Origin of the sequence: Rhodococcus erythropolis R138 (assembly GCF_000696675.2) — a bacterium.
Classification (GTDB): Bacteria; Actinomycetota; Actinomycetes; order Mycobacteriales; family Mycobacteriaceae; genus Rhodococcus_F; species Rhodococcus_F erythropolis.
Map to the genome: position 1 here is coordinate 2,943,724 of NZ_CP007255.1, position 23,251 is coordinate 2,966,974.

The 23,251-nt window shown below is 61.5% G+C and carries 21 protein-coding genes, 1 tRNA gene and 1 pseudogene; 10 read left to right on the forward strand and 13 right to left on the reverse strand.

Going from position 1 to position 23,251, the window contains the following annotated elements:
- The first annotated feature begins 41 nt into the window (after positions 1–41).
- Positions 42–1,403, forward strand: coding sequence for an MFS transporter (locus H351_RS13755; RefSeq protein ID WP_046378786.1), 1,362 nt, complete (start codon positions 42–44; stop codon positions 1,401–1,403).
- On the opposite strand, the gene H351_RS13760 is transcribed toward H351_RS13755, so the two are convergent.
- From H351_RS13760 to H351_RS13770, 3 genes are all read right to left on the reverse strand, one after another.
- A complete protein-coding gene (locus H351_RS13760) occupies positions 1,393–2,214 on the reverse strand; it encodes an acyl-CoA thioesterase (RefSeq protein ID WP_029255688.1) in 822 nt (273 codons plus the stop codon). The two genes, H351_RS13755 and H351_RS13760, sit on opposite strands and share 11 nt — an antisense overlap.
- A 75-nt stretch (positions 2,215–2,289) precedes the next feature.
- The gene (locus tag H351_RS13765; protein ID WP_003945355.1) at positions 2,290–3,129 is read right to left on the reverse strand and encodes an alpha/beta fold hydrolase; all 840 of its coding nucleotides are present in this window, start codon (positions 3,127–3,129) and stop codon (positions 2,290–2,292) included.
- A gap of 35 nt (positions 3,130–3,164) precedes the next feature.
- On the reverse strand, positions 3,165–3,860 hold the full coding sequence (locus H351_RS13770; RefSeq protein ID WP_003945327.1) for a TetR family transcriptional regulator: 696 nt from the start codon (positions 3,858–3,860) through the stop codon (positions 3,165–3,167).
- A 168-nt stretch (positions 3,861–4,028) separates the two neighbouring features.
- On the opposite strand from H351_RS13770, the gene H351_RS13775 reads away from it, so the two are divergent.
- Genes H351_RS13775 through H351_RS13785 form a run of 3 tightly spaced genes read left to right on the forward strand, consistent with a single transcriptional unit; the run spans position 4,029 to position 6,629 of the window.
- Positions 4,029–5,162 (forward strand): ferredoxin reductase, encoded by a 1,134-nt coding sequence (locus H351_RS13775; protein WP_020970014.1) that lies wholly within the window; start codon positions 4,029–4,031, stop codon positions 5,160–5,162.
- Between the two features lie 35 nt (positions 5,163–5,197).
- Positions 5,198–6,370, forward strand: coding sequence for a fatty acid desaturase family protein (locus H351_RS13780; protein WP_020908255.1), 1,173 nt, complete (start codon positions 5,198–5,200; stop codon positions 6,368–6,370).
- A gap of 13 nt (positions 6,371–6,383) precedes the next feature.
- The gene (locus tag H351_RS13785) at positions 6,384–6,629 is read left to right on the forward strand and encodes a hypothetical protein (protein WP_019749125.1); all 246 of its coding nucleotides are present in this window, start codon (positions 6,384–6,386) and stop codon (positions 6,627–6,629) included.
- A gap of 175 nt (positions 6,630–6,804) precedes the next feature.
- Here the strand turns inward: H351_RS13785 and H351_RS32275 are convergent, their stop codons facing one another.
- The 4 genes from H351_RS32275 to gdhA all read right to left on the reverse strand — a co-directional run bounded on the left by H351_RS32275 (position 6,805) and on the right by gdhA (position 10,825).
- Positions 6,805–6,972, reverse strand: a complete 168-nt coding sequence (locus H351_RS32275; RefSeq protein ID WP_003945367.1) for a hypothetical protein — start codon at positions 6,970–6,972, stop codon at positions 6,805–6,807.
- A 253-nt stretch (positions 6,973–7,225) separates the two neighbouring features.
- A complete protein-coding gene (locus tag H351_RS32280; protein WP_167333749.1) occupies positions 7,226–7,372 on the reverse strand; it encodes a hypothetical protein in 147 nt (48 codons plus the stop codon).
- Between the two features lie 363 nt (positions 7,373–7,735).
- Positions 7,736–8,995 carry a PucR family transcriptional regulator gene (locus H351_RS13790; RefSeq protein WP_019749122.1) on the reverse strand — a complete coding sequence of 420 codons (1,260 nt, stop codon included), beginning with the start codon at positions 8,993–8,995 and terminating at the stop codon, positions 7,736–7,738.
- Between the two features lie 486 nt (positions 8,996–9,481).
- A complete protein-coding gene (gene gdhA, locus H351_RS13795) occupies positions 9,482–10,825 on the reverse strand; it encodes an NADP-specific glutamate dehydrogenase (protein WP_003945368.1) in 1,344 nt (447 codons plus the stop codon).
- Between the two features lie 270 nt (positions 10,826–11,095).
- Here gdhA and H351_RS13800 point away from each other — a divergent pair, with 270 nt between their 5' ends.
- Positions 11,096–12,430, forward strand: a complete 1,335-nt coding sequence (locus H351_RS13800; RefSeq protein ID WP_029255687.1) for a DUF4185 domain-containing protein — start codon at positions 11,096–11,098, stop codon at positions 12,428–12,430.
- An 82-nt stretch (positions 12,431–12,512) separates the two neighbouring features.
- Here the strand turns inward: H351_RS13800 and H351_RS13805 are convergent, their stop codons facing one another.
- Positions 12,513–14,690, reverse strand: coding sequence for a glutamine synthetase III family protein (locus H351_RS13805; protein ID WP_029255686.1), 2,178 nt, complete (start codon positions 14,688–14,690; stop codon positions 12,513–12,515).
- Between the two features lie 225 nt (positions 14,691–14,915).
- On the opposite strand from H351_RS13805, the gene H351_RS13810 reads away from it, so the two are divergent.
- The gene (locus tag H351_RS13810; RefSeq protein ID WP_244891489.1) at positions 14,916–15,185 is read left to right on the forward strand and encodes a putative quinol monooxygenase; all 270 of its coding nucleotides are present in this window, start codon (positions 14,916–14,918) and stop codon (positions 15,183–15,185) included.
- 26 nt (positions 15,186–15,211) lie between these two features.
- Here the strand turns inward: H351_RS13810 and H351_RS13815 are convergent, their stop codons facing one another.
- The 4 genes from H351_RS13815 to H351_RS13825 all read right to left on the reverse strand — a co-directional run bounded on the left by H351_RS13815 (position 15,212) and on the right by H351_RS13825 (position 16,675).
- Positions 15,212–15,943, reverse strand: coding sequence for a DUF6226 family protein (locus tag H351_RS13815; protein ID WP_029255684.1), 732 nt, complete (start codon positions 15,941–15,943; stop codon positions 15,212–15,214).
- Between the two features lie 29 nt (positions 15,944–15,972).
- Positions 15,973–16,296, reverse strand: a complete 324-nt coding sequence (locus H351_RS13820; RefSeq protein WP_021344742.1) for a hypothetical protein — start codon at positions 16,294–16,296, stop codon at positions 15,973–15,975.
- Positions 16,297–16,322: 26 nt separating this feature from the next.
- Entirely contained in the window at positions 16,323–16,481 is a 159-nt protein-coding gene (locus tag H351_RS32285; protein WP_003945304.1) for a hypothetical protein, read from the reverse strand.
- Between the two features lie 118 nt (positions 16,482–16,599).
- Positions 16,600–16,675 (reverse strand) — tRNA-Arg (locus H351_RS13825).
- A 97-nt stretch (positions 16,676–16,772) separates the two neighbouring features.
- Between H351_RS13825 and H351_RS13830 the strand changes: the two genes are divergently transcribed.
- Both H351_RS13830 and ssb read left to right on the forward strand, forming a co-directional pair.
- The gene (locus H351_RS13830) at positions 16,773–18,908 is read left to right on the forward strand and encodes a bifunctional copper resistance protein CopD/cytochrome c oxidase assembly protein (protein ID WP_029255683.1); all 2,136 of its coding nucleotides are present in this window, start codon (positions 16,773–16,775) and stop codon (positions 18,906–18,908) included.
- Positions 18,909–19,089: 181 nt separating this feature from the next.
- A pseudogene (gene ssb / locus H351_RS13835) lies at positions 19,090–19,502 on the forward strand (single-stranded DNA-binding protein).
- A gap of 4 nt (positions 19,503–19,506) precedes the next feature.
- On the opposite strand, the gene H351_RS13840 reads toward ssb, so the two are convergent.
- The gene (locus H351_RS13840) at positions 19,507–19,965 is read right to left on the reverse strand and encodes a MarR family winged helix-turn-helix transcriptional regulator (protein ID WP_003945320.1); all 459 of its coding nucleotides are present in this window, start codon (positions 19,963–19,965) and stop codon (positions 19,507–19,509) included.
- Positions 19,966–20,071: 106 nt separating this feature from the next.
- Here H351_RS13840 and H351_RS13845 point away from each other — a divergent pair, with 106 nt between their 5' ends.
- Both H351_RS13845 and H351_RS13850 read left to right on the forward strand, forming a co-directional pair.
- Positions 20,072–21,889, forward strand: a complete 1,818-nt coding sequence (locus H351_RS13845) for an ABC transporter ATP-binding protein (protein WP_051253148.1) — start codon at positions 20,072–20,074, stop codon at positions 21,887–21,889.
- 95 nt (positions 21,890–21,984) lie between these two features.
- The gene (locus tag H351_RS13850) at positions 21,985–23,163 is read left to right on the forward strand and encodes an acyl-CoA dehydrogenase family protein (RefSeq protein WP_020908243.1); all 1,179 of its coding nucleotides are present in this window, start codon (positions 21,985–21,987) and stop codon (positions 23,161–23,163) included.
- Positions 23,164–23,251 lie beyond the last annotated feature (88 nt).

The following is a 23,251-nucleotide window of genomic DNA, read 5'->3' on the forward strand; positions in this document are numbered from 1 at the left end:
GAGAGGCGCCGAGTCGCCCGCGCGCAGTTAGGCTTCGCCGTATGAGCGCCGAGTCCACGAGCATGCAGGCCGAGCCACCCGCAGGCATCGGTGGTGCGGCCACGAAGAGTCAAGTGTTCGCGTGGGGGCTGTGGGATTGGGGATCGGCAGCATTCAATGCCGTGATCCTCACGTTCGTCTTCTCGGTCTATCTCACCGACGCGGTCGGCGACGACCTGCCCGGCACGATTTCGGCAACTACGTGGCTCAGTTGGGCTCTCGGGATCGCCGGCTTCTTCATCGCGATACTCGCCCCGATCACCGGACAGCGTTTCGATGCGTCGGGTAAACGCAAACTCTCGCTCGCGATACTCACCGGCATCACCGTGCTCTCGATGGCGGGTCTCTATTTCGTCGAAGACAACTACCGCTACCTGTGGCTCGGATTGGTTCTGCTCGCAATCGGTTCGGTGATTTTCGAACTGGCCGGCGTTCCGTACAACGCCATGATGCGGCAGGTGTCGACACCGGAGAATCTGGGACGAGTCTCCGGCTTCGGCTGGGCCATGGGATATTTCGGCGGAATCGTGCTGCTGTTGCTGTGCTACTTCGGGTTCATCGTCGGCGACGGCGACACTCGGGGATTCCTGGGATTGACCACCGACGGCGGCATGAACATCCGGATGGTGGCACTGCTGGCTGCAGTGTGGTTCGCGGTCTTCGCGATTCCGGTGTTCTTCAAGGTTCCCGAGTTGCCCAGCCCCGCGGTCGATCCGGGAGCGTCCAAGGCCGGGTTCCTCGACTCCTATCGGGTGTTGTGGCGCGATCTGCGCGAACTCTGGAACGTCGACAGGCGCACGATCTGGTACCTGATCGCGAGCGCACTCTTTCGTGACGGTCTGGCGGGTGTGTTCACCTTCGGAGCCGTGTTGGCTGTCAACGTCTACGGAATCAGTGCGGCCGACGTCCTGCTGTTCGGTGTTGCCGCCAACGTGATTTCCGCAATCGGTGCATTGGTGGCCGGACGCTTCGACGATCGGATCGGACCCAAACAGGTCATCACCGTCTCGCTGGCGTCGATGATCGTGGTCGGCGCGATATTGATCGCGGTGTCCGGGCCGGTGATGTTCTGGATCTTCGGTCTCGCCCTCTGCCTGTTCGTCGGGCCCGCTCAGTCTTCGGCACGAACCTTCTTGGCACGCATCACCCCGCCTGGGCGTGAAGGTCAGATGTTCGGCCTGTATGCGACCACAGGCCGAGCAGTGTCGTTCTTGGCGCCGACACTGTTCGGCCTGTTCGCTTGGCTCTTCGGTGCAGACCGTGCCGGCATCATCGGACTGCTGGTGGTTCTCGGCGTCGGCCTTGCCGCATTGTCGATGGTGAAGGCGCCGGAAGGGGACAGTGCGATCCCCGTCAATCCTTGAAGTAGACCAACTGGTGTGTCGTAGCGAGCAATGCGCCGTCACTGCCCCAAATTTCGGCCGACTGATCGAAGTATCCGTTTCCGAACCGTTGGGTCCGCGCCGTTCCCAGCACGGAATTGTCTGCCTGTGCGGTCAGCGTCTGAGCGTCGGCGTGGAAGTAGATGGTCATCGAGACCGTTCCGGCCGGAGCCATCTTGCCTCGGCGCAAGAAGACTCGTGGGAAGAAGACATCACACAGTGCGGTCAGCGACGTGAAGTCGAGAGCGCGTGCCGGCTGATCTCGCACCCAGAGCGTCGTGGTCGAGTCGGGGTGCTCGCCCGACTCCAGATCGGGGATCGCACCTTCGACAAAGCGCATCTCGTAGTTCTGTGCCCAGGCGATGAACTCGGGGAACGGCAGCAGCGCAACGTTTTCGGCCGACGGAACTTCCGGCATCGTGATCTCGGTAGACGACCAGGTTTCACGCCTGGTACCGAACACAGCCGTCGCGGTAGTGGCGACGGTTCCGTCCTGAGACAGTTCGATGGACCAGTGCTGCGTCGAGCGGTTGGTACGCACCGGCCGGGCGGAGATCTCGAAGGCGCCCTCGGAGATCGGACCGGCAAAGTTGACGGTCAACGACAGCGGATCGCCGAGGCGTTCGGGGTGCTTCAGTACAGATTCGACCAATGTGGCAGCGGTGACGCCGCCGAACGGCCCGACCATGTTGTTGTACGCCGGATTGGTTTCGCCGGTCGACAAGCCGGCCGTGAGTGGCGTCAATCCGACAGCGGTGTCGAACGGATGGGGTGGTGCAACGGTCTCGGTCATCGCAGAACTCCTGGTGGTGGAATCAATTCGGCTCTATGTATGACAACATACATAGAGCCGAATTCGTCGCGACGATCAGGATCCTGCACGTGCGAGGATTGCCTCGGCCAACTCTTCGGCTCGCTCTTCCGGAATCCAGTGACTTCCGCCGTCGAGCACGACGAACTCGTAGGGAGCGTCCACGAATTCACCACAGCGTTCTGCGCCTGCGCGGCCGAGCGCTGTGTCGCCGGTGCTCCAGACATACGTGGTCGGCACGGTGGTGCGATCGATGTCGCCGAAGTCGCGAGTCATCGCGCGGTACCAGTTCAAGGCGCCGGTGAGCGCGCCCTCCCCGCTCAGGACACGAATGTGCTCGTCGGCGAATTCAGGATCGATCTGGCCGTCGAACATGGCGCGCAGCCGGCGGAAGTTGTCCTCCGACAACACTTCCTCGGCTTTGCCCTCCTGTCGGAGAAGTCCGATGTACGACGAGCGTTGCTTCTGGTCCTCGTCCTCGCGGAGTGCCCAACCGAAGGCGGTGGGGTGGGGGACCGAGATGGCTGTCAGGCTGCGGATCCGGTTCGGATGGCGACCGGCGACCTGCCAGGCGACCGCCGAACCCCAGTCGTGGCCGACCAGATGCGCGTCGGACAGGCCGAGTGCGTCGAGCAATCCGACGACGTCGGCTACCAGATGCTCGATCTTGTAGGCATCCACCCCTTCGGGGCGCGCGCCGGCGGAGTATCCGCGCTGATTCGGTGCGATCACACGGTATCCCGCCGCGGTGAGCAGTGGTGTGACCTTGCCCCAGGATGCGGCGCTCTCCGGGAAGCCGTGCAGCGCTACCAGCGGAATGCCGTCGTCCGGGCCCGAGATCAGTACGTCGAAGGTGAGGTCGCCAACGGGGATTTCGTATGTACTCGTGGAAGACATGACTCTCACCGTACGTCGAAAAGGTGAACCCGAGGTCAGTTTCGAGGTGGATTCCAGGTGGCCATTCCGAGCATGATGACTCGCAGTTGCTTCTCGGCTCGTGTGATGACGGCGGCTTCGTCGCGATACCCGGCAGTCCCGGCGTCCAGCAGTTCGACGACAGCGCTGAACATCGTCGAGACGATCAGGTCGGCAGCCATTTCCAGATCGTCCGACGACCAGCTTTCCAGTCCGGCAATTCTGGAGAGGTCGATGGTCAGTTCGCTGACGAACAACCGCATTTCAGTGGCTATCGCACGTCGTACCTCACTGACGCCGCTGTAGCGTTCGCGGCAGAGGAACCGAAACTGTCGCTCGTGTGTATGCACTTGTCGCACAAGGATGCCCAGTGACGTAGCGGCGTCCTTGGTGCTGGGATTACGCCTTGCGTCGCGCAGCATCTGGCGCAACATGCGCATGCTCTCTTCGACGAGGACGACACCGACGTCCTCCAGTGAAGCGAAGTGGCGGTAGAACGCCGTCGGAACGATCCCGGCTTCCCTGGCTACCTCTCGCAAGCTGATTCCGGCGAAGCCGCGATCGGCCGAGAGGTCCATGGCAGTGTCCAGGAGCGCTTGGCGTGTGCGTTCCTTCTTTGCGGCACGACTTTCCGGTTCCCTGTTGTCGGGTTCCCTGCGCTCTGGGTTCACCGGTCCGGCCTTCGTCACGACGTCGAGTGTAGGTACAGGCATTCCGGCTCCTTTCGGCAACTCGTGTAACTCGGATCACATTCTTGTTGACATGTACTTGTGTGCACCTGTCACACTATCTTCGGTGAACATTTGTACACTGAATTCACGCCGTCGGGGGAAGCTAGCCCAGCAATCGATACACCCGGCAATCGAAGTACGAGGAGGGTCATGACAATCGCATCTGCTCCTGAGAACACGACACCGAAGTCCACACCTCGGCGCGGACTGTCCTTGGTGGGACTGATCGAAGCCATGGCTGCTCCACATCAGATCGATCGGTACCTCGAGTTGGTCAACCCGATGGCGACCGTTCGTGACATCCGCGCGCAGGTTGTCGCCGTCGACCATCCGACCGCTGACTCCGTCACTCTGACGCTGCGCCCGACTCGCCAGTGGCGCGGTTTTCAGGCGGGCCAGTTCGTGCAGTTGGGCGTGGTGATCGACGGTGTTCGTCACACTCGCTGCTACTCGCCGGCCGGCGGCGCGTCTACGCGCAGCGGGCTGATCGAGCTCACCGTGAAAGCGCATCCCGGTGGCCTGGTGTCGCAGTATCTGTACGCCAACGCGGCGCCTGGACTCGTTGTCAGCCTCTCGCAGGCAGACGGTGTGTTCTCCCTTCCCGTCGACCGCCCGCGTCGGGTGTTGTTGATCAGTGGCGGCAGTGGAATCACCCCGGTCATGTCGATGCTTCGGACGCTGGTGGAGGAGGAGCACTCGGGCGAGATCGTGTTCGTGCATTACGCGAACACCGATGCCGACGTGGCATACACGCGCGCGCTGAAGACCATCGCCGAGCAGAACCCGAACGTGAAACTGGTACTCGTGTACACCGAAAGCGGTGGAGGTGACCTCGAAGGTTTCTTCGATCGCGGGCACCTCGACGCCGTGGCTCCGTGGATCGCCGATCCGGACACGATCGACGCCCAGGCTTATCTCTGCGGGCCTCCCGGTCTGATGCGGGGAGTGCGTGAGGTGTTCCGTGAGCTCGACGTCGAGCACTTGCTCAATACCGAGGAGTTCGCGCCGGCGGTGGCCGAGCCGGGTGAGGCCGGCGGCGAGGTGTCATTCACCAAAAGTGGGGTGGCGGCCGAGAACTCCGGCGAAACACTTCTCGAACAAGCAGAAGCTGCGGGCCTCAATCCCGAATACGGATGCCGGATGGGAATCTGCTTCTCCTGCACCTCCGTCAAGAAGGCGGGTCGTACCCGAAACGTGCGCACCGGTGAGACAGACGACGAGCCGGACAAGAAGATCCAGCTGTGCGTCAGCGCTCCCGTCGGCGACGTCACCGTCGACATCTGAAGTCCCATTTTCCACACGACTGTCTGGAGACCGACATGTTTGGACTTTCACTTCCCACCCTCCCGTTCCTCGGCAACGGTTCCGATGCGAAGGACGACGCTCCCGTCGTCCTGACGTACGAGCAGGTCGAGGAGATCGGCCGCGAGTTGGACGCCTTGCGTGATCGCACCGTCGCTTCGCTTGGGGCCGAAGACCGGGAGTACATCTACAAGATCATCAAGGCTCAGCGCGGGTTCGAGGTCGCAGGTCGCGGCTTGATGTACCTCGGATTCCTGCCGCCGGTGTGGCTCGCGGCAGTCGGTGCGCTGAGTGTGTCGAAGATTCTCGACAACATGGAGATCGGCCACAACGTCATGCACGGTCAATATGACTGGATGCGGGAACCCGGGCTCAATTCCGAAGTCTTCGAATGGGATACGGTGTGCCCGGCCGACCAGTGGCGCCACTCGCACAACTACATGCATCACACGTACACCAATATTCTCGGCAAAGACCGTGACATCGGATACGGCATCCTGCGTATCGACGACGCGCAGAAGTGGAACCCCTATTACCTCGGTAATCCGGTCTGGGCCTTTGCCTTGATGATGCTCTTCGAGTGGGGTGTGATGATGCACGATCTCGAGATCGAGAACGTCATCCAGGGCAAACGCAAGTGGCACGACGTCAAGCCGCTTCTGAAGGGCTGGTGGAACAAGGCGGGCAAGCAGGTCCTCAAGGACTACGTCATCTTCCCGGTTCTGACGGGGCCGCTGTTCGTGACCACTCTCGCGGGGAACGTCACCGCCAACCTGGTCCGAAACGTGTGGACGTACTCGATCATCTTCTGTGGCCATTTCCCCACCGGCGTACAGAGCTTCACCGAGGACGAGACGGCCGACGAGACTCGTGGTCAGTGGTACGTGCGTCAGATGCTCGGCAGCGCCAACATCGAGGGAAGCCCGCTCTTCCACATCATGTCCGGCAACCTCTCGCACCAGATCGAGCACCACCTGTTCCCGGACCTGCCTGCGCATCGTTATCCGGAACTCGCTCCCCAGGTGAAAGAATTGTGTGGGAAGTACGGTTTGCCGTACAACACCGGTGGGTTCTTCAAGCAGATCGGTTCGGTATGGGGCAAGATCTTCAAGCTCGCTCTTCCGCCCGGTTTGGTCAAGTCGAAGACGCCTCCCGGTGTTATCGTCGAGCGCCAGCGAACTGCAGCCTGAGAGGCACACACTGATGGTCGGGAAATTCGAACGCCGCAAGGACACGGTCCAGGAACTGACCGAAAGTGCAGCCAACCACGTGGGCTCCATCGCGATGATCATCGCCGGGGCTGTTCGAGACGTGACGCGCGAGATCGGTGACTGGGTGTCCGACGGAATCGAGATGCGTGAAGCAGCGAAAAAGGCTGCGGCTGACGATCGTTCGGAGTCCGTGACCATCGAGCACGACGAGACCGATCCGCCGGAAGATTGGCGTTGATTCCAGCTCTTCGATCGCCGAGACAGTAAGGCCGACGACCGGATCGCCCAATCGCGAGCCGTTTCGCCTGAACGACCACGTTGCCCTCCGTCACAGATGACGGAGGGCAACGTGGGTTTCGTGGACTGTTTCGGCGGCCGAAGACGCGGATCGAACACCGATCACAAGTGAGGTCCTAAGCAGCGCTTCCGAGGCTCGCCGAGTCGAAGCTGCCGAGCCCGGTGCTACCGAGACCGCTGCTACCGACCCCGCCCAATGCGAGCGCATTGCTGCTACCCGCGCTCAGTAGCTGGACGATGATGTTGATGACGATGGGGTCGCCGGTGAGCGGAATTGTAGGCACAGGGGGACCTGCTTTCTGTTTCGAGATGTGGTGAGCAAGGTGAGCAAGGTGAGCGGCGACGGGTTCGTCGACGTGGTCAGGCGGGCTGTTTCAGCCACTTCCGGTGCTGCCGAGCGACACGATAGAGCCGTTGCCGAAGCCGAGTGCTCGGGAGAGTGAGCCGAAGTCGATGACCAGGCTGCCCAGGGTGTGCTGGTTTATCACAGTGGTTCCTGTCTGTGCCGCGACTTTGTGATGCGAGCGGGTAAGTCGATCAGGGAGCAGGCGTCGTGGGAGTTTCGCCGCCGCCGCCGCCAATCGGAGAGTTGTTGGTGTAGAGGAAACTGCTGCCGGCGTTGAACATCTGTAGGACGGTGTTCATGACGACGGCCAAAGCGCCTGTGGTTGGTGCGGCGATCATGTGCTTGCTCCTGGTTTCAGCGGTGGCGACGTGGTGGTCACCGTGGTCACCGCCATCACAGTGTCAGGCGGCTTGGAGCGGGCCCTGCGCGAGAGATTCTCTCGCACAGGGCCCGAGATTCGTCCTAGGAGACGCCGCCGCCATCCGTCGAGCCCGTGCCGGTGCTGCCCGCGTTGAAGAGCTGCAGGATGGTGTCGAAGAAGGCACCGAGGAGAGCGTTATCCTGGCCGTTGATCATGTGTTTCCCCTTAATTGTTACTGGTTTGCGCGGTGATTCGCACCACACTTTTATAGCCCGGTTCGGAGCGGAAAAGTGGGGTCCAGGCGCCACACGTGGACAGCTAATAGCGAGGATGTGAGTGTTCACATTTTCGCTGGACGATTGTCCACATCAGTGCTTGCGAAAGTCAGAGAGATCATGGCAGCGCGCAGTTTGAGCAGTTCAGAGGGCAGGGCCGGATCCAATCCGGTCAGGGTTGCGATGCGCTTGATTCGATTGTCGACGGTGTTGGTGTGCAGGCCGAGCGCCGACGCGGTGCGCTGACGATGCTGGCCGTTGGCGAGATGTATGGACAATGTCTGCAGCAGTTCCGGATTGCCGTCGAGTGGCCTTAGAAGATTGATCAAGCTGTCGCGGCCTGCGCCACCCCGAGTGAGTTGATACTCGAGCGCGAGGTCTTCCATTCGGTACGACCGCGCCGGCAGTCTCAGGCGCCGCACGAGTTGCGCCAATTCGTGAGTGGTTGCTTGGGCGGCGGCGATATCTCGTACCGCGGCGTTCTCGGCGATTGCTGTGATCTCCACCCCCACCGTTGCGCGTGCACGTTGGATGACCTCGCACACTGTTCCCCAGTCGGGTGTGCCCTCGATCAGGACCAGACCACGTTGCGGTGCAGGAGCTTCGAGCAGTGCCGACCCGAAGTGGGCCGCGATTTTCGATTGAGCGACGGAGAGGTCACGGTAGGCCTGTATGCGCTGGTGGTTGCCGTTGCGTGCTCCCGGGCGGATGGGCGGCAGGTTCACCAGGAGCCGCAGGACGAGATAGCGGGGTGCGAGTTCAACGCCCATCTGCAACGCAAGCTGGGTGGGATCGTCGCCGTCCAGCATGGCTTTCACGAGAGCGCCGGCGGAGTATTCCCCGAGTTGGGAGCCAGCTGGAAGAGCCGAGAGATAGCTGATCGAGATGAACGAGTGAAGCCGCTGCGCGAGTGCGAACAAGAACTCGTTGAGATCCCCGAGATTGGCGGAGTCCTCGGCGTCGGCCCGGCTGAGGATGAGGGTGCGGAAAGTGCTGATGCCCTCGTTGGTCAAGTTGAGGATCGCGCTGAGTGGCACGCCTTTCAATGCTTGTTGGACGGTCATCGTGTGAATGCCGTCCAACTCTTGGTCGGTGGGAAGTTTGCGGTGATCCAGCAGCTGGATCCCCACTTGGAGCCCCTGCACGATCACCGCAATCAGTTCCCGACGAACTGCCTCCGTTTGGAGGGAAGTCAACGTCGGGTTGGCACGGGACAGGTGATCTACGAGATCGCTTGCCAGTGGGATGACGTCGTTGACCGCTGTGGAGGCGGGCTTGCCTCCCAACATGAGCGGTCCCGGGTTGTTCAGCAGCGCTGGGGACATGGGTGGCCTCCTCTAGACAGGTGCGTCGCCTGGCACAGGCACCCGGAGGCTCGGCGCGTTACGAAGCGGGGTACACGCTGAGGCCTTGTTCGGGGACATACTCGCCGCTGAAATTTGCGGATCGAATTGCGCCAGGCGTTGTGATTTCTACCACATGAACGATCGTCCAACTGTGAAATGGACAAATGTGAAGATAAGTCCATATGCCCCACGCGCTGCGGACCTAAACAATCGTCCACTTACGGTGTTTTTCGACGTCAGAGCGGAAAACGGATTCGGAGGACATCACGAGTTCCGTCTGGGATCATTGCCGGCGCCTACGGTGCTCGTCGCGGGCGATTTGCTCAGATCAAGCTCGAGGGCCCTGGGTCCTCGCGGACCCAGGGCCCTCGAGGCCTAGGTATTGATTCGACCAGTCCGATGTACGGGAACCGGTTCAGGGTGAAATCACCCCTTTTTGTACTACTGTCTGTATTGCGGAAATCTCTAGATGACGCCCAGTGAAATCATGGCGTCGGCCACCTTCACGAAGCCGGCAATGTTCGCGCCGTGCACGTAGTCGCCCGGCTTTCCGTACTCGGCAGCGGTGTTGATGGTGCGCTTGTGAATGCCGCGCATGATTCCGGCGAGACGCTCGTCGGTGTACTCGAAGCTCCAGGAATCACGCGAAGCATTCTGCTGCATTTCGAGGGCGGAGGTTGCGACGCCACCGGCGTTGGCCGCCTTGCCGGGCGCGAAGGCTACGTTCGCGTCACGGAAGAGCTGGATGCCACCGGGGGTGGTGGGCATGTTCGCGCCTTCGGCAACGGCCTGAACGCCGTTGGCGATCAAGGTCTTTGCGGCATCTTCGTCGAGCTCGTTCTGAGTCGCGCAGGGGAGTGCGACGTCGCACGGCACGTCCCAGATGGAGCCATCGGCGATGAACTCGGCATGCGGAACTGCGTCGGCGTACTCGCTGATGCGGCCGCGGCGAACTTCCTTGATCTCCTTGAGGAGGTCGAGATCAATGCCCTTCTTGTCCACGATGTATCCCGAGGAATCCGAGCAGGCGATCGCGACGCCGCCGAGCTGGTGGATCTTCTGGATTGCGTAGATGGCGACATTGCCGGATCCGGAGATCACGACGTTCTTGCCTTCGAGGCCTTCACCCTTTGCCTTGAGCATTTCGGCGACGAAGTACGCGACGCCGTAGCCGGTGGCCTCGGTGCGAACCTGCGATCCGCCCCAGGTGATGCCCTTGCCGGTGAGGACGCCCGACTCGTACGTGTTGGTCAGCCGCTTGTACTGACCGAACAGGTAGCCGATCTCGCGACCGCCGACGCCGATGTCGCCGGCCGGAACGTCGGTGTATTCACCGATGTGACGCTGCAGTTCGGTCATGAAGGACTGACAGAAGCGCATGACCTCTGCGTCGGAGCGGCCCTTGGGATCGAAGTCCGAGCCACCCTTGCCGCCGCCGATGGGCAGGCCGGTGAGTGAGTTCTTGAAGATCTGCTCGAAGCCGAGGAACTTCACGATGCCCAGGTTGACGCTGGGGTGGAAGCGCAGGCCGCCCTTGTAGGGGCCGAGTGCACTGTTGTACTGCACGCGGAAGCCACGGTTGACGTGAACGTTGCCCTGGTCGTCGGTCCACGGCACGCGGAAGATGATCTGGCGTTCCGGCTCGCAAAGCCGCTCGATGAGTCCGGCGTCGGCGTAGCGGGGGTGGCGTTCGAGCACTACGTGAAGAGACTCGAAGACCTCTGCGGCGGCCTGATGGAACTCGGGCTCTCCTGCATTGCGAACCAAAACCTGATCGTAAATCTGCGCTACGCGGTCACGTACGGACACCGCTCACCTACCTCGTTGTGAGAACTCTTTTACATTTCCGTTACATACTAGGCGCCTTTATTGCTGTATCGGACAACTGTCCTGTGAAGGTGAAATCGGACACAGCTGTCACTTGTGTCAGTTGAACGGGCGATTTATAACAATTTGCTCAGCTTTCACTCTCTTAACACAGTCCAAATGGTTTGCTTCTGCGGTCGGGGATCACTGTGCCTGTGGTCCGAACGGGAGTCGAAATGATCAGAGGGGCTGCACGTGCGTAATAAACACTCCATGTCGGCGATGTTGTCGATAGGCGTCGTCACGATTGCCGCGACGATTGCCGCAGCACCGTCTGCGTCGGCGATCGGCGGACCGTGTGGGTCGGGAGGAAGTGGTTCCGCCGGATCGATGACGGGTTCGCTCGGTTCGCTGACCGGATCACTTGGCAGTGGTTCCGCCGGTACCGGCTCCCTCGCCAACGCGTTGCCCTGGATCACCGGCGCGCCCAACGGTGCTCTGCCGGTGCTGACCGGCCGCACCAAAGCGATCGAAATGGTCACTGGCCCAGGCAGTCCCAACAACACGATCGAGCGGTTCAACGTGTCGGGAACCGACCTCGGAATCATGTGGGACAACGGTCTTTCGGGGCCGGATCACGACGTTCTGATGGCATTCGGCGATACGGTTGGCGACTGCGACACCCCGGGTGACGACTGGCGCAGCAACGTGTTGTTCCGCAGCAACGACACCGCCATCGCCGACGGCATGAAGATCGACAGTTCTCCTTTGGACGGCCCCAATCATTCTAAGGAGATCATTCCGGGATTCGGCATTCCGGGCGAGTTCACCACCATCCCGACCGCTGGAATCTCTTACGGTGGTGTGCAGTACATCAGATTCATGTCCGTTCGGTCGTGGGACGAACCCGGAGCCTGGACCACCAACTACTCGGCTCTGGCTTTCTCCACGGACAACGGCGAGAACTGGGAGCTCGATCCGGCGACGGTTCGCGCGAACACAGAAGGACTCGGTATCCCGGGGATTCCGGCGGTATCACCGATCAATTCCAACTTCCAGCAGAGCGCCTTCCTCGACGGACGCGATGGTTACCTGTACGAATACGGAACTCCCTCAGGTCGTTTCGGTAAGGCGGTCCTGGCGCGAGTGGCCGGCGCCGACATCAGAAACCTCGGCGCCTACGAATACTGGGACGGCTCCGGTTGGAGTCCGCGAGATACCGATGCCGTTCAGGTCATCAAGGCACCGGTCAGTGAACTTGCCGTGCAGTGGAACGACTACCTGAACAAGTACGTTGCCATGTACACCAGTGCCGAGGGCAACCTGGTGATCCGTCAGGCCGACCAACCGCAAGGCCCGTGGAGTGGTACGCAGACCCTGTTGAGTGGAATCACGTTGCCCGCGTTGTACGGCGGATTCATGCACCCGTGGGCGAGCGGACAGTTCCTCGAATTCGTCGCCACCACGTGGGACCGTTACAACGTCATCTACATGCGGACCGATTTGAACGGACTCCAGATGGCGTCATCGGATTCGCGCGATCGTCCTGACCCCGCGACCACCGGTGAGGCTCGCGTCCTCGAAGTCACGATGCCGGAAGACCGCTAGCCCGAGCAAGATTCGACAACTGTGTCCTGCAACTCGATCGAGTTGCAGGCCACAGTTTTGTGAGCGTTGATTTCGGTGATGCTCAGAGAATGAAGAGCATTTCCTGATACGTCGGGAGTGGCCAGTGATCGTCGGCGACGATGGTTTCGAGGAAGTCGGCCGCTGCACGTACCTCTGCCATGGCGGGCAGGAGTGCGTCCTGTGCGTGCTTGGCCTGATCGAATGGCGACTCGCCGGCGTCGGTGTCGATTGCTGCGCGCAGGGCCGCGAGCGCTGTGCGCAGAGCCGCAACGGGCGCCGACACTTCTTCGAGCGGAGCTGAATCCGGTTCGAGGCCGGCGGACTTCAGTGCGACGAAGTTCTGCGCAACTTCCGTCTGGTGGCGCACTGCAGCCGGAAGGATCAGCGTCGTACCGATTTCGGCGGCCAGGCGTGCCTCGACGCCGATGCTCAGTGAGTACTGTTCGAGTCCGACCTCGTAGCGACTGTGCATCTCTCGGTGGTTGAAGACCTTGTACTTCTCGAAGAGTTCCATCGAGGACTCGGTGATCAGTTCAGGAAGGGCGTCCAGCGTCGTGCGAAGGTTCGGCAGGCCGCGAGACTCGGCCTCGATCTGCCAGTTCTCCGAGTAGCCGTCGCCGTTGAAGACAACCGCACCGTGGTTGGTGATGATCTCGGTGAGCAGATTCTGGACAGCGGTGTCGAAATCCGCGCCGTCGGCGACCGCGGCCTCCAGTTCGGTGGCCATGTAGTCCAAGGCCTCGGCCATGATCGTGTTGATGGTGACCATCGGGCCGTTGACTGTTTGCAGCGATCCTGGCGCGCGGAACTCGAAACGGTTGCCGGTGAAGGCAAATGGGCTCGTGCGGTTGCGGTCGCCCGGATCGGTCGGCAGGACGGGAAGGGTGTCGGCTCCGATCATCATGGTGCCCTTGTCCTTCGACGATGTTGCCGCGCCCTTGGCGATCTGCTCGAAGACGTCGGCCAGTTGATCGCCGAGGAAGATCGAGATGATTGCCGGGGGAGCCTCGTTGGCACCGAGACGGTGATCGTTGGTTGCCGATGCGACCGACGCGCGCAGGAGGCCGGCGTATTTGTGGACGGCCCGGATGACTGCGGCGCAGAATACGAGGAACTGGGCGTTGTCATGCGGATTGTCGCCGGGGACAAGCAAACTGCCGAGTTCGGAGTTGCCCAGCGAGAAGTTGACGTGCTTGCCGGAGCCGTTGACACCGTCGAACGGCTTCTCGTGGAACAGACATTCCATGCCGTGCTTCTTGGCGATGGTTTTGAAGGTGGTCATCAGCAACTGCTGGTGGTCGGCGGCGATGTTGCCTCGCTCGAACATCGGGGCGATTTCGAACTGGCCGGGCGCAACCTCGTTGTGCCGTGTCTTGGCGGGGATGCCGAGTTTGAACAGTTCCCGCTCGGTGTCCATCATGAATCCGAGCACACGTTCCGGGATCGCCCCGAAGTAGTGGTCGTCGAACTCCTGGCCCTTGGGCGGCTTTGCGCCGAAGAGTGTTCGGCCGGCGTTGAGGAGGTCGGGGCGGGCGAGGAAGAAGTGTCGATCGATCAGGAAGTACTCCTGCTCGGGACCGCAGAACGACACGATGTGCTCGGGGTCGTCGTGGCCGAACAACTTCAGGATTCGTTCGGCGTGGAAACCCATTGCCTGTTGTGAACGCAGCAGGGGAGTCTTGTGGTCGAGCGCTTCGCCGGTCATCGAAACGAACACGGTCGGGATACACAGTGTGTTGCCGTTGGGGTTTTCGAGAACGTAGGCCGGGCTCGTGACATCCCAGCCGGTGTATCCGCGAGCCTCGAATGTGTTGCGCAGCCCGCCGTTCGGGAAACTCGAAGCGTCGGGTTCACCTTGGATCAAGGTCTTGCCGGCGAACTCCGCCAGTGCACTGCCGTCGCCGACCGGCTCGAGGAAGCTGTCGTGCTTCTCGGCCGTCAACCCGGTCAGTGGATAGAAGACGTGGGCGTAGTGGGTTGCGCCTTTCTCCAACGCCCAGTCCTTCATCGCCGACGCGACCGCATCGGCGACCATGGGATCAAGCGGTTTGCCTTGCTCGATCGTCGCCATCACCGACTTGTAGACGAGCTTGGGCAGTCGCTTCTGCATGACCACCTTGTTGAAGACGTTGGCACCGAACACCTCGCCGGGTGTCTCGTCGGTGGTGAAACTGACCACCGGAGGTGTGTAGGCCTCGACGTCCTTGATCGCTTGCAAGCGAACTGCATTTCCACTCATGTGCTTACCCCTCGCCCGGGCCCAGGGCTGCGCTGCTGATTGCGAGCCCGACTTCGGCAAACCCTACGAACCTCCGGTATCGGGGGTGTTTCGTAGATATTGCGCCTGTCCGCAAACTTCGAGTCACAACGGAAATGTCGATCTGTCGGAGGTCTACGGCAGACTTCGAGCCGACGGGCTATTGCAGGACAGTCGAATCGGAGAGTCTTTGTGATCAGGGTGTTGGTGCCAACAACGGTGGAGCAGGGCGATCTCGCGGAAGTGCTTCGGTTGTACGAGGAACTTGTCACCGAGACCCGAAAAGAGGTCGGCTGCATCAATTACGAGTTACTGCAGCGCACCGACAATCACTGCGAGCTCGTGTTGGCGGAGGAATGGGAATCGCAGGAGCACCTCGACGCCCACACTCATACCGAGCACTTCGTCAGGTTGGTTGAGGCGCTGGACAAGCTCGAGACGGCAGCGCCGGCGCAGATCTTCACGAAGGTTCTGTAGCGGCGGGATCAGGGCTCAGCGCCTGCTCATCTTGTAGACGCGAACGAGCGTGCCGTCCAATTCGGGGGCCACGGTGCCGCAATGAAAGCTGTGGGTTCGTCGAGGTACTGGACCCCGTGCCTTTCGCCGTGAAAAGAAGTTTGAATCGAATAACAGGCGGCTGTGACGTCGACTTCGAGGGAACCGTCGACCACTGACAACACCCAGGTGTCGAATTCTTCGAGCAGTACAGCGGACCCCCTGTCGCATCCGTCGCAGGCACAGTCAGGAATGGACGCCATCGCCACAGCCGGGTTGCCCGCGGCGATCGTGACATTGAACGGGTGGGCGCTGTCGACCGGAGTGTGCGTGGTCAGCACGAGCGGAACCGCACCGTCACTCGAAGGCTCCAAAACGGTGTCGGCCCCGCCGGACTCCAAGGGACGGAGCGCCCATCGCACAGGCGGTACTTCTCGTGCCCAGCCGCGATCGACGAGGACCTTTGTCCACGCTCGAGCTCTTGCCACCACGATCAGGAACTTCTCCGGATCGGTACAACGCTCGTACGAGTCCTTGCGGGGTTGGACGTCGCCGCTGTATGGGCTCAGCCACCCTGGTGTCTGCGCGCCCGTGATGGCGAACGCGGCAGCGACGTCATCGAGTAGGTCGCATAGTTCGCGAGAGAGCCTGGAATCGTCTTCGCTCCAGCCATTTTCGCGGGCGGAGAGGACGTTGTTGTTGTAAGTCTCCCACCACGGCCTCGTCGGGTCCGTAATCATGACGGCAACGCTACTGGCAACTCTGACGATCAGTCTCCGATATATCCGGTCTCCGGGTTGACCTTGCTGAGGAAGTCGCGGATCGACGCACGGTGTTCATCGATAGTTTCGGGCTGAATTTCGTTCGATGGACTGTTCGCTCGGTCGAGGACACTGTAGTAGGAAACACGGTGAAAACTGGAAAACCCGTACCCCTCGTTCGGCCCCGATTTCCAGTCGTAGTCGGACGCGCCCGGCTCCCCGGGGCGGACCGTCACCGTGAAGATTTCTCCATCGACTTCCAGCGTGAATGGCCCATCATCTGCGATCGGACGGCTTTCACATGTCGACTCGTCCTGTTCCTCGAACGTCATGTGTCGACCCTGTCACAAGGGAAGGGCTACAACGATTGGTCGGGTCCGGTCAACGAGGCGGGACCGGTAGTCGGTTGGTGTGCGCCGGTGAACCGCTCGACGACGGATACAACGACGATCGCGAGTGCCAGGATTCCAACGGTCCGGGCGAGTGACTTCAGGGTCTTCGGAAGTGCCTTCTTCATGCGAGGCAGATTACTGCGGACGGCAGGTAATTTGTGGGCTAGGTTTCGGTCCGTATCGGACTGCTCTGCCCAGTGGCCGCTCGTCCACGCAGTGTGACTATCCGTGAATCAAATCTTGTGGTGCCCCCGGCAGGATTCGAACCTGCGACCAAGAGATTAGAAGGCTCTTGCTCTATCCCCTGAGCTACGGAGGCGCGTGGAACATCATACTCGAGGGTTCGGGATGTGACGCGCGCCGCCCAACTCCGACGCGTTGTCGTAGTCGGTTCGCGAAGGTCCTACCCTTGAGGTATGGCTACACCCGACCTCGCGCCGACAGATTCCCCACCGGAGTCCACACAGCACAGCGGTGCACCCGCTTCTTCGACCGCGATATTCGTGGTCAGTGGACTCATCGCAGGGCTCACCGCAGCCATCGTGGTGGGATTCTCCGCGTCGCAGGCACTGACTCTTCTGGGTATCCCGGATCCAGGTCCGATCACCACATACGGCCTCCCCGCGATGCGTGCACTGGGGGAGATCGCCGCGGTCATCGCGATCGGGTCACTGCTGCTGGCCGCGTTCTTCGTGCCGCCGCAGAAGTCGGGTGTCCTCGACGTCGACGGCTATCGAGCAGTCCGAACTGCATCGCACGCCGCGATCGTGTGGGCAATCTGTTCGTTCATGATGGTGCCTCTGACGCTCTCCGACACGTCGGGTCAGCCGTTCGCCGAAGCGATCAAACCGGCAAACCTCTGGTCGGGACTCGATCAGGTCGAGATCGCCGGCGCCTGGCGCTGGACGGCGATCATCGCGGTTGTTCTGGCGATCCTGGCCCGACTGACACTGCGCTGGTGGTGGACACCGCTCCTGCTGCTGGTCGGTCTTCTCGGACTGATGCCGCTTGCTCTCACCGGTCACTCGTCTTCGGGCGGCTCGCATGACATCGCTACCAATAGTCTGATCCTGCACCTCGTGGCGGCTTCGCTCTGGGCCGGCGGGTTGTTCGCGCTACTGGCACACGCGCGCCGCGGCGGCGATTACACCGACGTAGCGGCTCGACGCTTTTCGACGGTCGCATCCATCTGCTTCGTCGTCATGGGATTCAGCGGCGTCATCAACGCGATTGTCCGTCTGCCTCTCGACGACGTTTTCACCACGACGTATGGACGATTGATCGTCGCGAAAACGGTTGCACTGATCATCCTCGGGTTCTTCGGTTGGGCTCAGCGGAGTCGGGCGCTGCCGGCACTGGCGGAGAACCCGAAGAGTCGCTCTGCTCTGATTCGATTTGCCGGCGCTGAAACGATCGTGATGGCGGCGACCATCGGTCTCGCGATCGGCCTCGGTCGTACCCCGCCGCCTCCGCCGCTGTCGATTCCCTCGATCCCCGAGGTCGAACTCGGTTACAACCTTCCGGACCCGCCGTCGTTCATGGCGTTCGTGACGGACTGGCGATTCGACCTCATGTTCGGCACCGCCGCAATTGCTGCGGCGATTCTGTACGGCATCGGCCTGCGCAAGCTGGCCAAGCGTGGAGACTCCTGGCCCGTCGGCCGAACCATCGCCTGGATGAGCGGTTGCGCGGTGCTCCTGATCGCCACGTCGTCCGGTGTCGGCAAGTACGCGCCGGCAGTCTTCAGCGTTCACATGGGCGCACATATGGCGCTGTCGATGTTGGGCCCAGTCCTGCTGGTTCTGGGTGCGCCGATCACTTTGGCTCTGCGGGCGCTCGATCCGGCGGGCAAGGACGGCGTGCCAGGCATTCGCGAGTGGATTCTGACCGCGCTGCACAGCCCGTTCTCACGATTCATCACCCACCCGATCGTTGCGGCAGTTCTCTTCGTCGGCGGTTTCTACGCGCTGTATCTCGGCGGAATCTACGGCGCGACCGTCGACTCGCACAGCGCTCACCTGCTGATGAACCTGCACTTCATCCTCAGCGGCTATCTCTTCTACTGGGTGGCGATCGGAATAGACCCGTCACCACGCCAATTGCAGCCGGTGACCAAGCTGGCGATGGTCTTCGGCTCACTTCCGTTCCACGCGTTTTTCGGCGTGGCATTGATGAGCACCACCGCCGTCATGGGCGGCGCGTTTTTCCGCTCGCTCGGACTCGGTTGGAACAACGACCTGATCGGCGATCAGCAGCTGGGCGGCAGCATCGCGTGGGCGACCGGCGAGATCCCACTCATGGTGGTCATGCTCGCGCTGCTGGTTCAGTGGTCGCGCAGTGACGGAAGGACCGCGCGCCGAACGGACCGTGCGGCCGAGCGTGACCACGACGCCGACCTCGCTGCTCACAACGCCATGTTCGCCGAATTGGCCAGGCGGGACCGCGAGGGGTGGAAACCGCGTGAGGCTGCTGACGCGGAGACTGCAAGCGAGGACTCTGCGGACGAGACACCCAGCGAGAAGAAATCCGACGAATCCTCCACTAGCACTTAGTTCCGACACTGCCCGGGCCGTTTGGCTCGGGCAGTGCTGTTTCTCCACAGCTGTCCCGCCGATGCACAGGTGGAAATCGAAATCCCGAGCCAGGCGTTTGCCGTTCCACAATCGAAACTGCCGACGCAATGATCGGCCCCGCGGCAGTTGGCGGGTTCTGGAGTTCGAAGGGGGATCGGACATGTACGAAACGCATGCAACGGTTGTCGGAACCGTCATCACCAATCCGGTGAAGCGGCAGACAACCAATGGCGAAGAGGTGCTGAGCTTTCGGATGGCGAGCAACACGCGTCGCAAAGACGCGGTGACCGGAGAGTGACGGACGGAGCGACCCTCTATCTCACGGTCAGCTGCTGGCGGCGGTTGGTCACCGGCGTCGGCGCATCCATCATGAAGGGTGATCCGGTCATGGTGGCGGGGGAGTTGCGCACCAACGAGTACACGACCAAAGAGGGTGTGCCTCGTTCCGATCTCGAGCTACGGGCGACTGCGGTAGGCGCGGACCTTACTCGTTGCATCTCGAAGATCGAGCGTCAGAGCAAGCCGACGTCGGCGGAGAATGTCGAGGACGCAGTCGACACCGTCGCTGCGTGAGGACTCACACCGAGGGTTTCGGGCAGTCGCGGGGCCGAGAGTCGTGCCCCGCGTCCACTCGCTCGAGAAGTTCGGTGAGAGTTGCTCGCTCCGATTCGTCGAGGTCGTCGAACACATCCGAGGATTCGCGGCGTTGAGCTTTCGCGACGTCGGCAGCGAGGGTAGCGCCGGCGTCGGTGAGCTCGAGTAACACGGCTCGCCGATCGTTCGGATCGGGAGTGCGGCGCACCCATCCGGCCTCTTCGAGGGAATCCACGACGTCGGTCGCCGACCGCGGAACGATGCGCAATCGCTCGGCAAGAAACCCGAGTCGAACCGGCTCGCCCACTCGGGTCAGTACTCGCAGCGCTCGGCTTTGCGACGGCGAGAGACCGAATGGTTCCAGCGCTGCCACTTGGCGTCGGCGGATGAGCCGTGCCACGGACATCACGACGTCGGTGAGTTCGCGCTCTCGGGAATGCATGGCGTCAGTCTAGCGTTGTTGGTGTCAGCCTCATAGTGAGGTAACCTCATCAATATGAAACTAGGGTGAGAAAGCCTCCAGGAGGTAGAACGTGAAACCAGATCACATGCGAAACATCGAACGATCCGCTGTCGAGATCACTCCGGCGGACTCCGTACCGGCAAAGCGCGTACTCGGACTGTTCGCGCCGTATCGAACTCAGATCGCCATCGTCACCGCGGTCATCACACTCAGCGCGATCGTGGCGTTGGGCAGTCCGCTGCTCCTACGCGAAATGCTCGACAAGGCGATCCCGGACAAGAACCTCGGACTCGTCAGCGTTCTGGCCATCGGCATGATCGCCATTGCCGTGATCACGAGCTGTCTCGGCGTGGCGCAGACTTGGATGTCCAACAGCATCGGCCAGAAACTGATGCACCAACTGCGCGTGCGGGTCTACTCGCATCTGCAGAGCCAGTCGCTCGGATTCTTCGCTCGAACCCGAACCGGAGAAGTTCAGTCGCGCATTGCCAACGATATCGGCGGTATGCAGTCGGTGGTCACCAACACGGCAACGTCCATCGCGCAGAATGCAACGACCGTGGCAGCCACCATTGTTGCTCTGTTCCTTCTGGATTGGCGACTCGCCATCTTCTCGCTGGCGATCTTGCCGGTGTTCATCCGTATCGCACGCAAGATCGGTGACGAGCGCCGCAAGATCTCGGGTAAGCGGCAGAAGCTACTCAGTGATCTGTCGGTCCAGGTGGAGGAATCTCTCTCCGTCAGTGGCATTCTCCTCGGCAAGACGACCGGCGCGAAGTCGGCTCTGACGGATCGATTCACCGAGCGTTCAGCGGAAGTCGCGGACGTCGAACTCCGGGCCATGATGGCCGGCAAGTGGCGCATGGCGACCATGTCGATCACTTTCGCGGCCATGCCCGCACTGGTCTACTGGTTTGCCGGTTTCACTCTCGATCACGGCAACACCATCACCGTCGGCACCCTCGTCGCATTCACCACACTGCAGACCCAATTGTTCCGCCCCACCATGATGCTGCTCAACACGGGCGTCGAGGTGCAGAGTTCGATGGCACTGTTCAGTCGCGTGTTCGAGTACCTGGATCTGCCGATCGACATTGCGGATCCGGAAGAGTCGAAGAGCTTCGACCGCACCAAGATGTCCGGCGAACTTCGGTTCGACCACGTCGACTTCTCGTATCCAGGAACCGACAGCAAGACTCTCGACAACATCGACCTCACGGTCCCGGCCGGCGGAACCTTGGCGCTGGTCGGCTCCACAGGTTCGGGCAAGACCACCCTCGGATACTTGGCGGCACGTCTGTACGACCCGACTGCGGGATCGGTGAGAATCGACGACATCGATCTGCGGGACCTCGATCTGGCGACGGTCTCCGATCTGGTGGGCGTGGTGTCGCAGGAGACGTACCTCTTCCATACGACGATTCGTGAGAACCTTCGGTTCGCGAAACCCGATGCCACCGACGCCGAGATCGAGCAAGCAGCGCGCATCGCGCAAATCCACGAGTTCATCTCCGGTCTCGACGACGGGTACGACACCATGGTCGGCGAGCGCGGCTACCGATTCTCCGGTGGTGAGAAACAGCGCATCGCGATCGCGCGCACAGTTCTGCGGAATCCGCCGATCCTGGTCCTCGACGAGGCGACGAGCGCCTTGGACAATCGCACTGAACGTGCGCTGCAGGACGCGCTCGACGAGCTGATGGTCGGACGCACCACTCTTGTTGTAGCGCACAGGCTTTCCACGGTTCGAGATGCGGATCTCATCGCGGTCCTCGACCAGGGCGTGGTTGTGGAAAAGGGCACCCACGACGAACTTGTGCAACAAGGTGGGCGATACGCACAGTTGCTTGCGGCCTCGGGTAGCGACGCCGTCGAACTCCCGTCGGAACTGCAGACCGTGTGAGTGTAAGAAATGTCGGCCATTTCACTTCCGCAAGTTTCTAGAACGTGTTCTACTTTAGTGGTCGTTGATCGACTATCAGTGGAGGCGGAAAGATCATGGGTCAGGTTCTGGACAACATCTCACAGTTCGCCGACGAGATCCGCGCCGACGGAGTCGAGGGCGACAAGCTGATGCGCTTGACGGACGGCAGCGCGAAGCGTTTGCGCGACGCCGGCGTCATCCGGATGTTGCAGCCGAAGGAATTCGGAGGCCTCGAGGCGCATCCGCGTGAATTCGCCGAGACGGCAATGGCTATCGGCGCGATGGACGGTGCCACCGGTTGGGTCAGCGGCATCGTCGGTGTTCATCCGTGGGAGCTTGCGTTCTTCGACCGCAAGGCTCAGGAAGAGGTGTGGGGAACCGATCCCGATACGTGGATGGCGTCACCGTATGCGCCGATGGGCGTGGCGAGGCCGGTCGAGGGCGGCTACATCCTCAACGGTCGTTGGTCGTTCTCGTCCGGTACTGATCATTGTGACTGGATCATGATCGGCGCGATGGTCGGTGACGAGTCCGGTAAGCCGTTGATGCCGCCGAAGATTCTGCACGTGTTGTTGCCGCGCTCCGATTACGACATCGACCAGGACAGCTGGAATGTCGTGGGCCTGCGCGGTACGGGGTCGAAGGACCTGATCGTCAAGGATGCGTTCCTGCCGACGTATCGGACTCTTGATGCGGGAAAGGTTTTCGACGGGACGGCGTGGAAGGAAGCGGGCCGTACGGAGACGTTGTACAAGTTCCCGTTCTCGTGCATTTTCCCGTTGGGGATCACTTCGTCGTTGATCGGTATTGCTGAGGGTGCGTTGGCGTGCAACATGGCGGCGCAGCGTGAGCGCGTGACGGTCAGTGGTGTTCCGATCAAGGAAGATCCGTACGTGCTGTTCGCGATCGGTGAGGCGGCGGCCGAGATCGCTGCTTCTCGGGCTGCGATCTTGGAGACGGTGGATCGTTTCTGGGACATGACCGAGAAGGGTCAGGAAGTTTCGTTCGAGCTTCGTGCGATCGGTCGGCGCACGCAGACTGCTGCGGCGTGGCGGGCGGTGCGGGCGGTGGACGAGATCTTTGCTCGTTCCGGTGGTGGCGCGTTGCAGTTGAACACGCCGATGCAGCGGTTCTGGCGTGATGCGCATGCCGGTCTCGCGCACGCGATCCATGTGCCTGGTTCCATTTTCCATTCGTCGACGCTCTCGCAGCTCGGTGGCGAGCCGAAGGGCATCCACCGGGCAATGATCTGAGCCGTCCGGGGGACACCGGAGGTGTCCCCATCGCGGTTTTCGTGGGGGTCGATGAGCATGTCGGTGAATCTGGTCGATGACCTCGGAC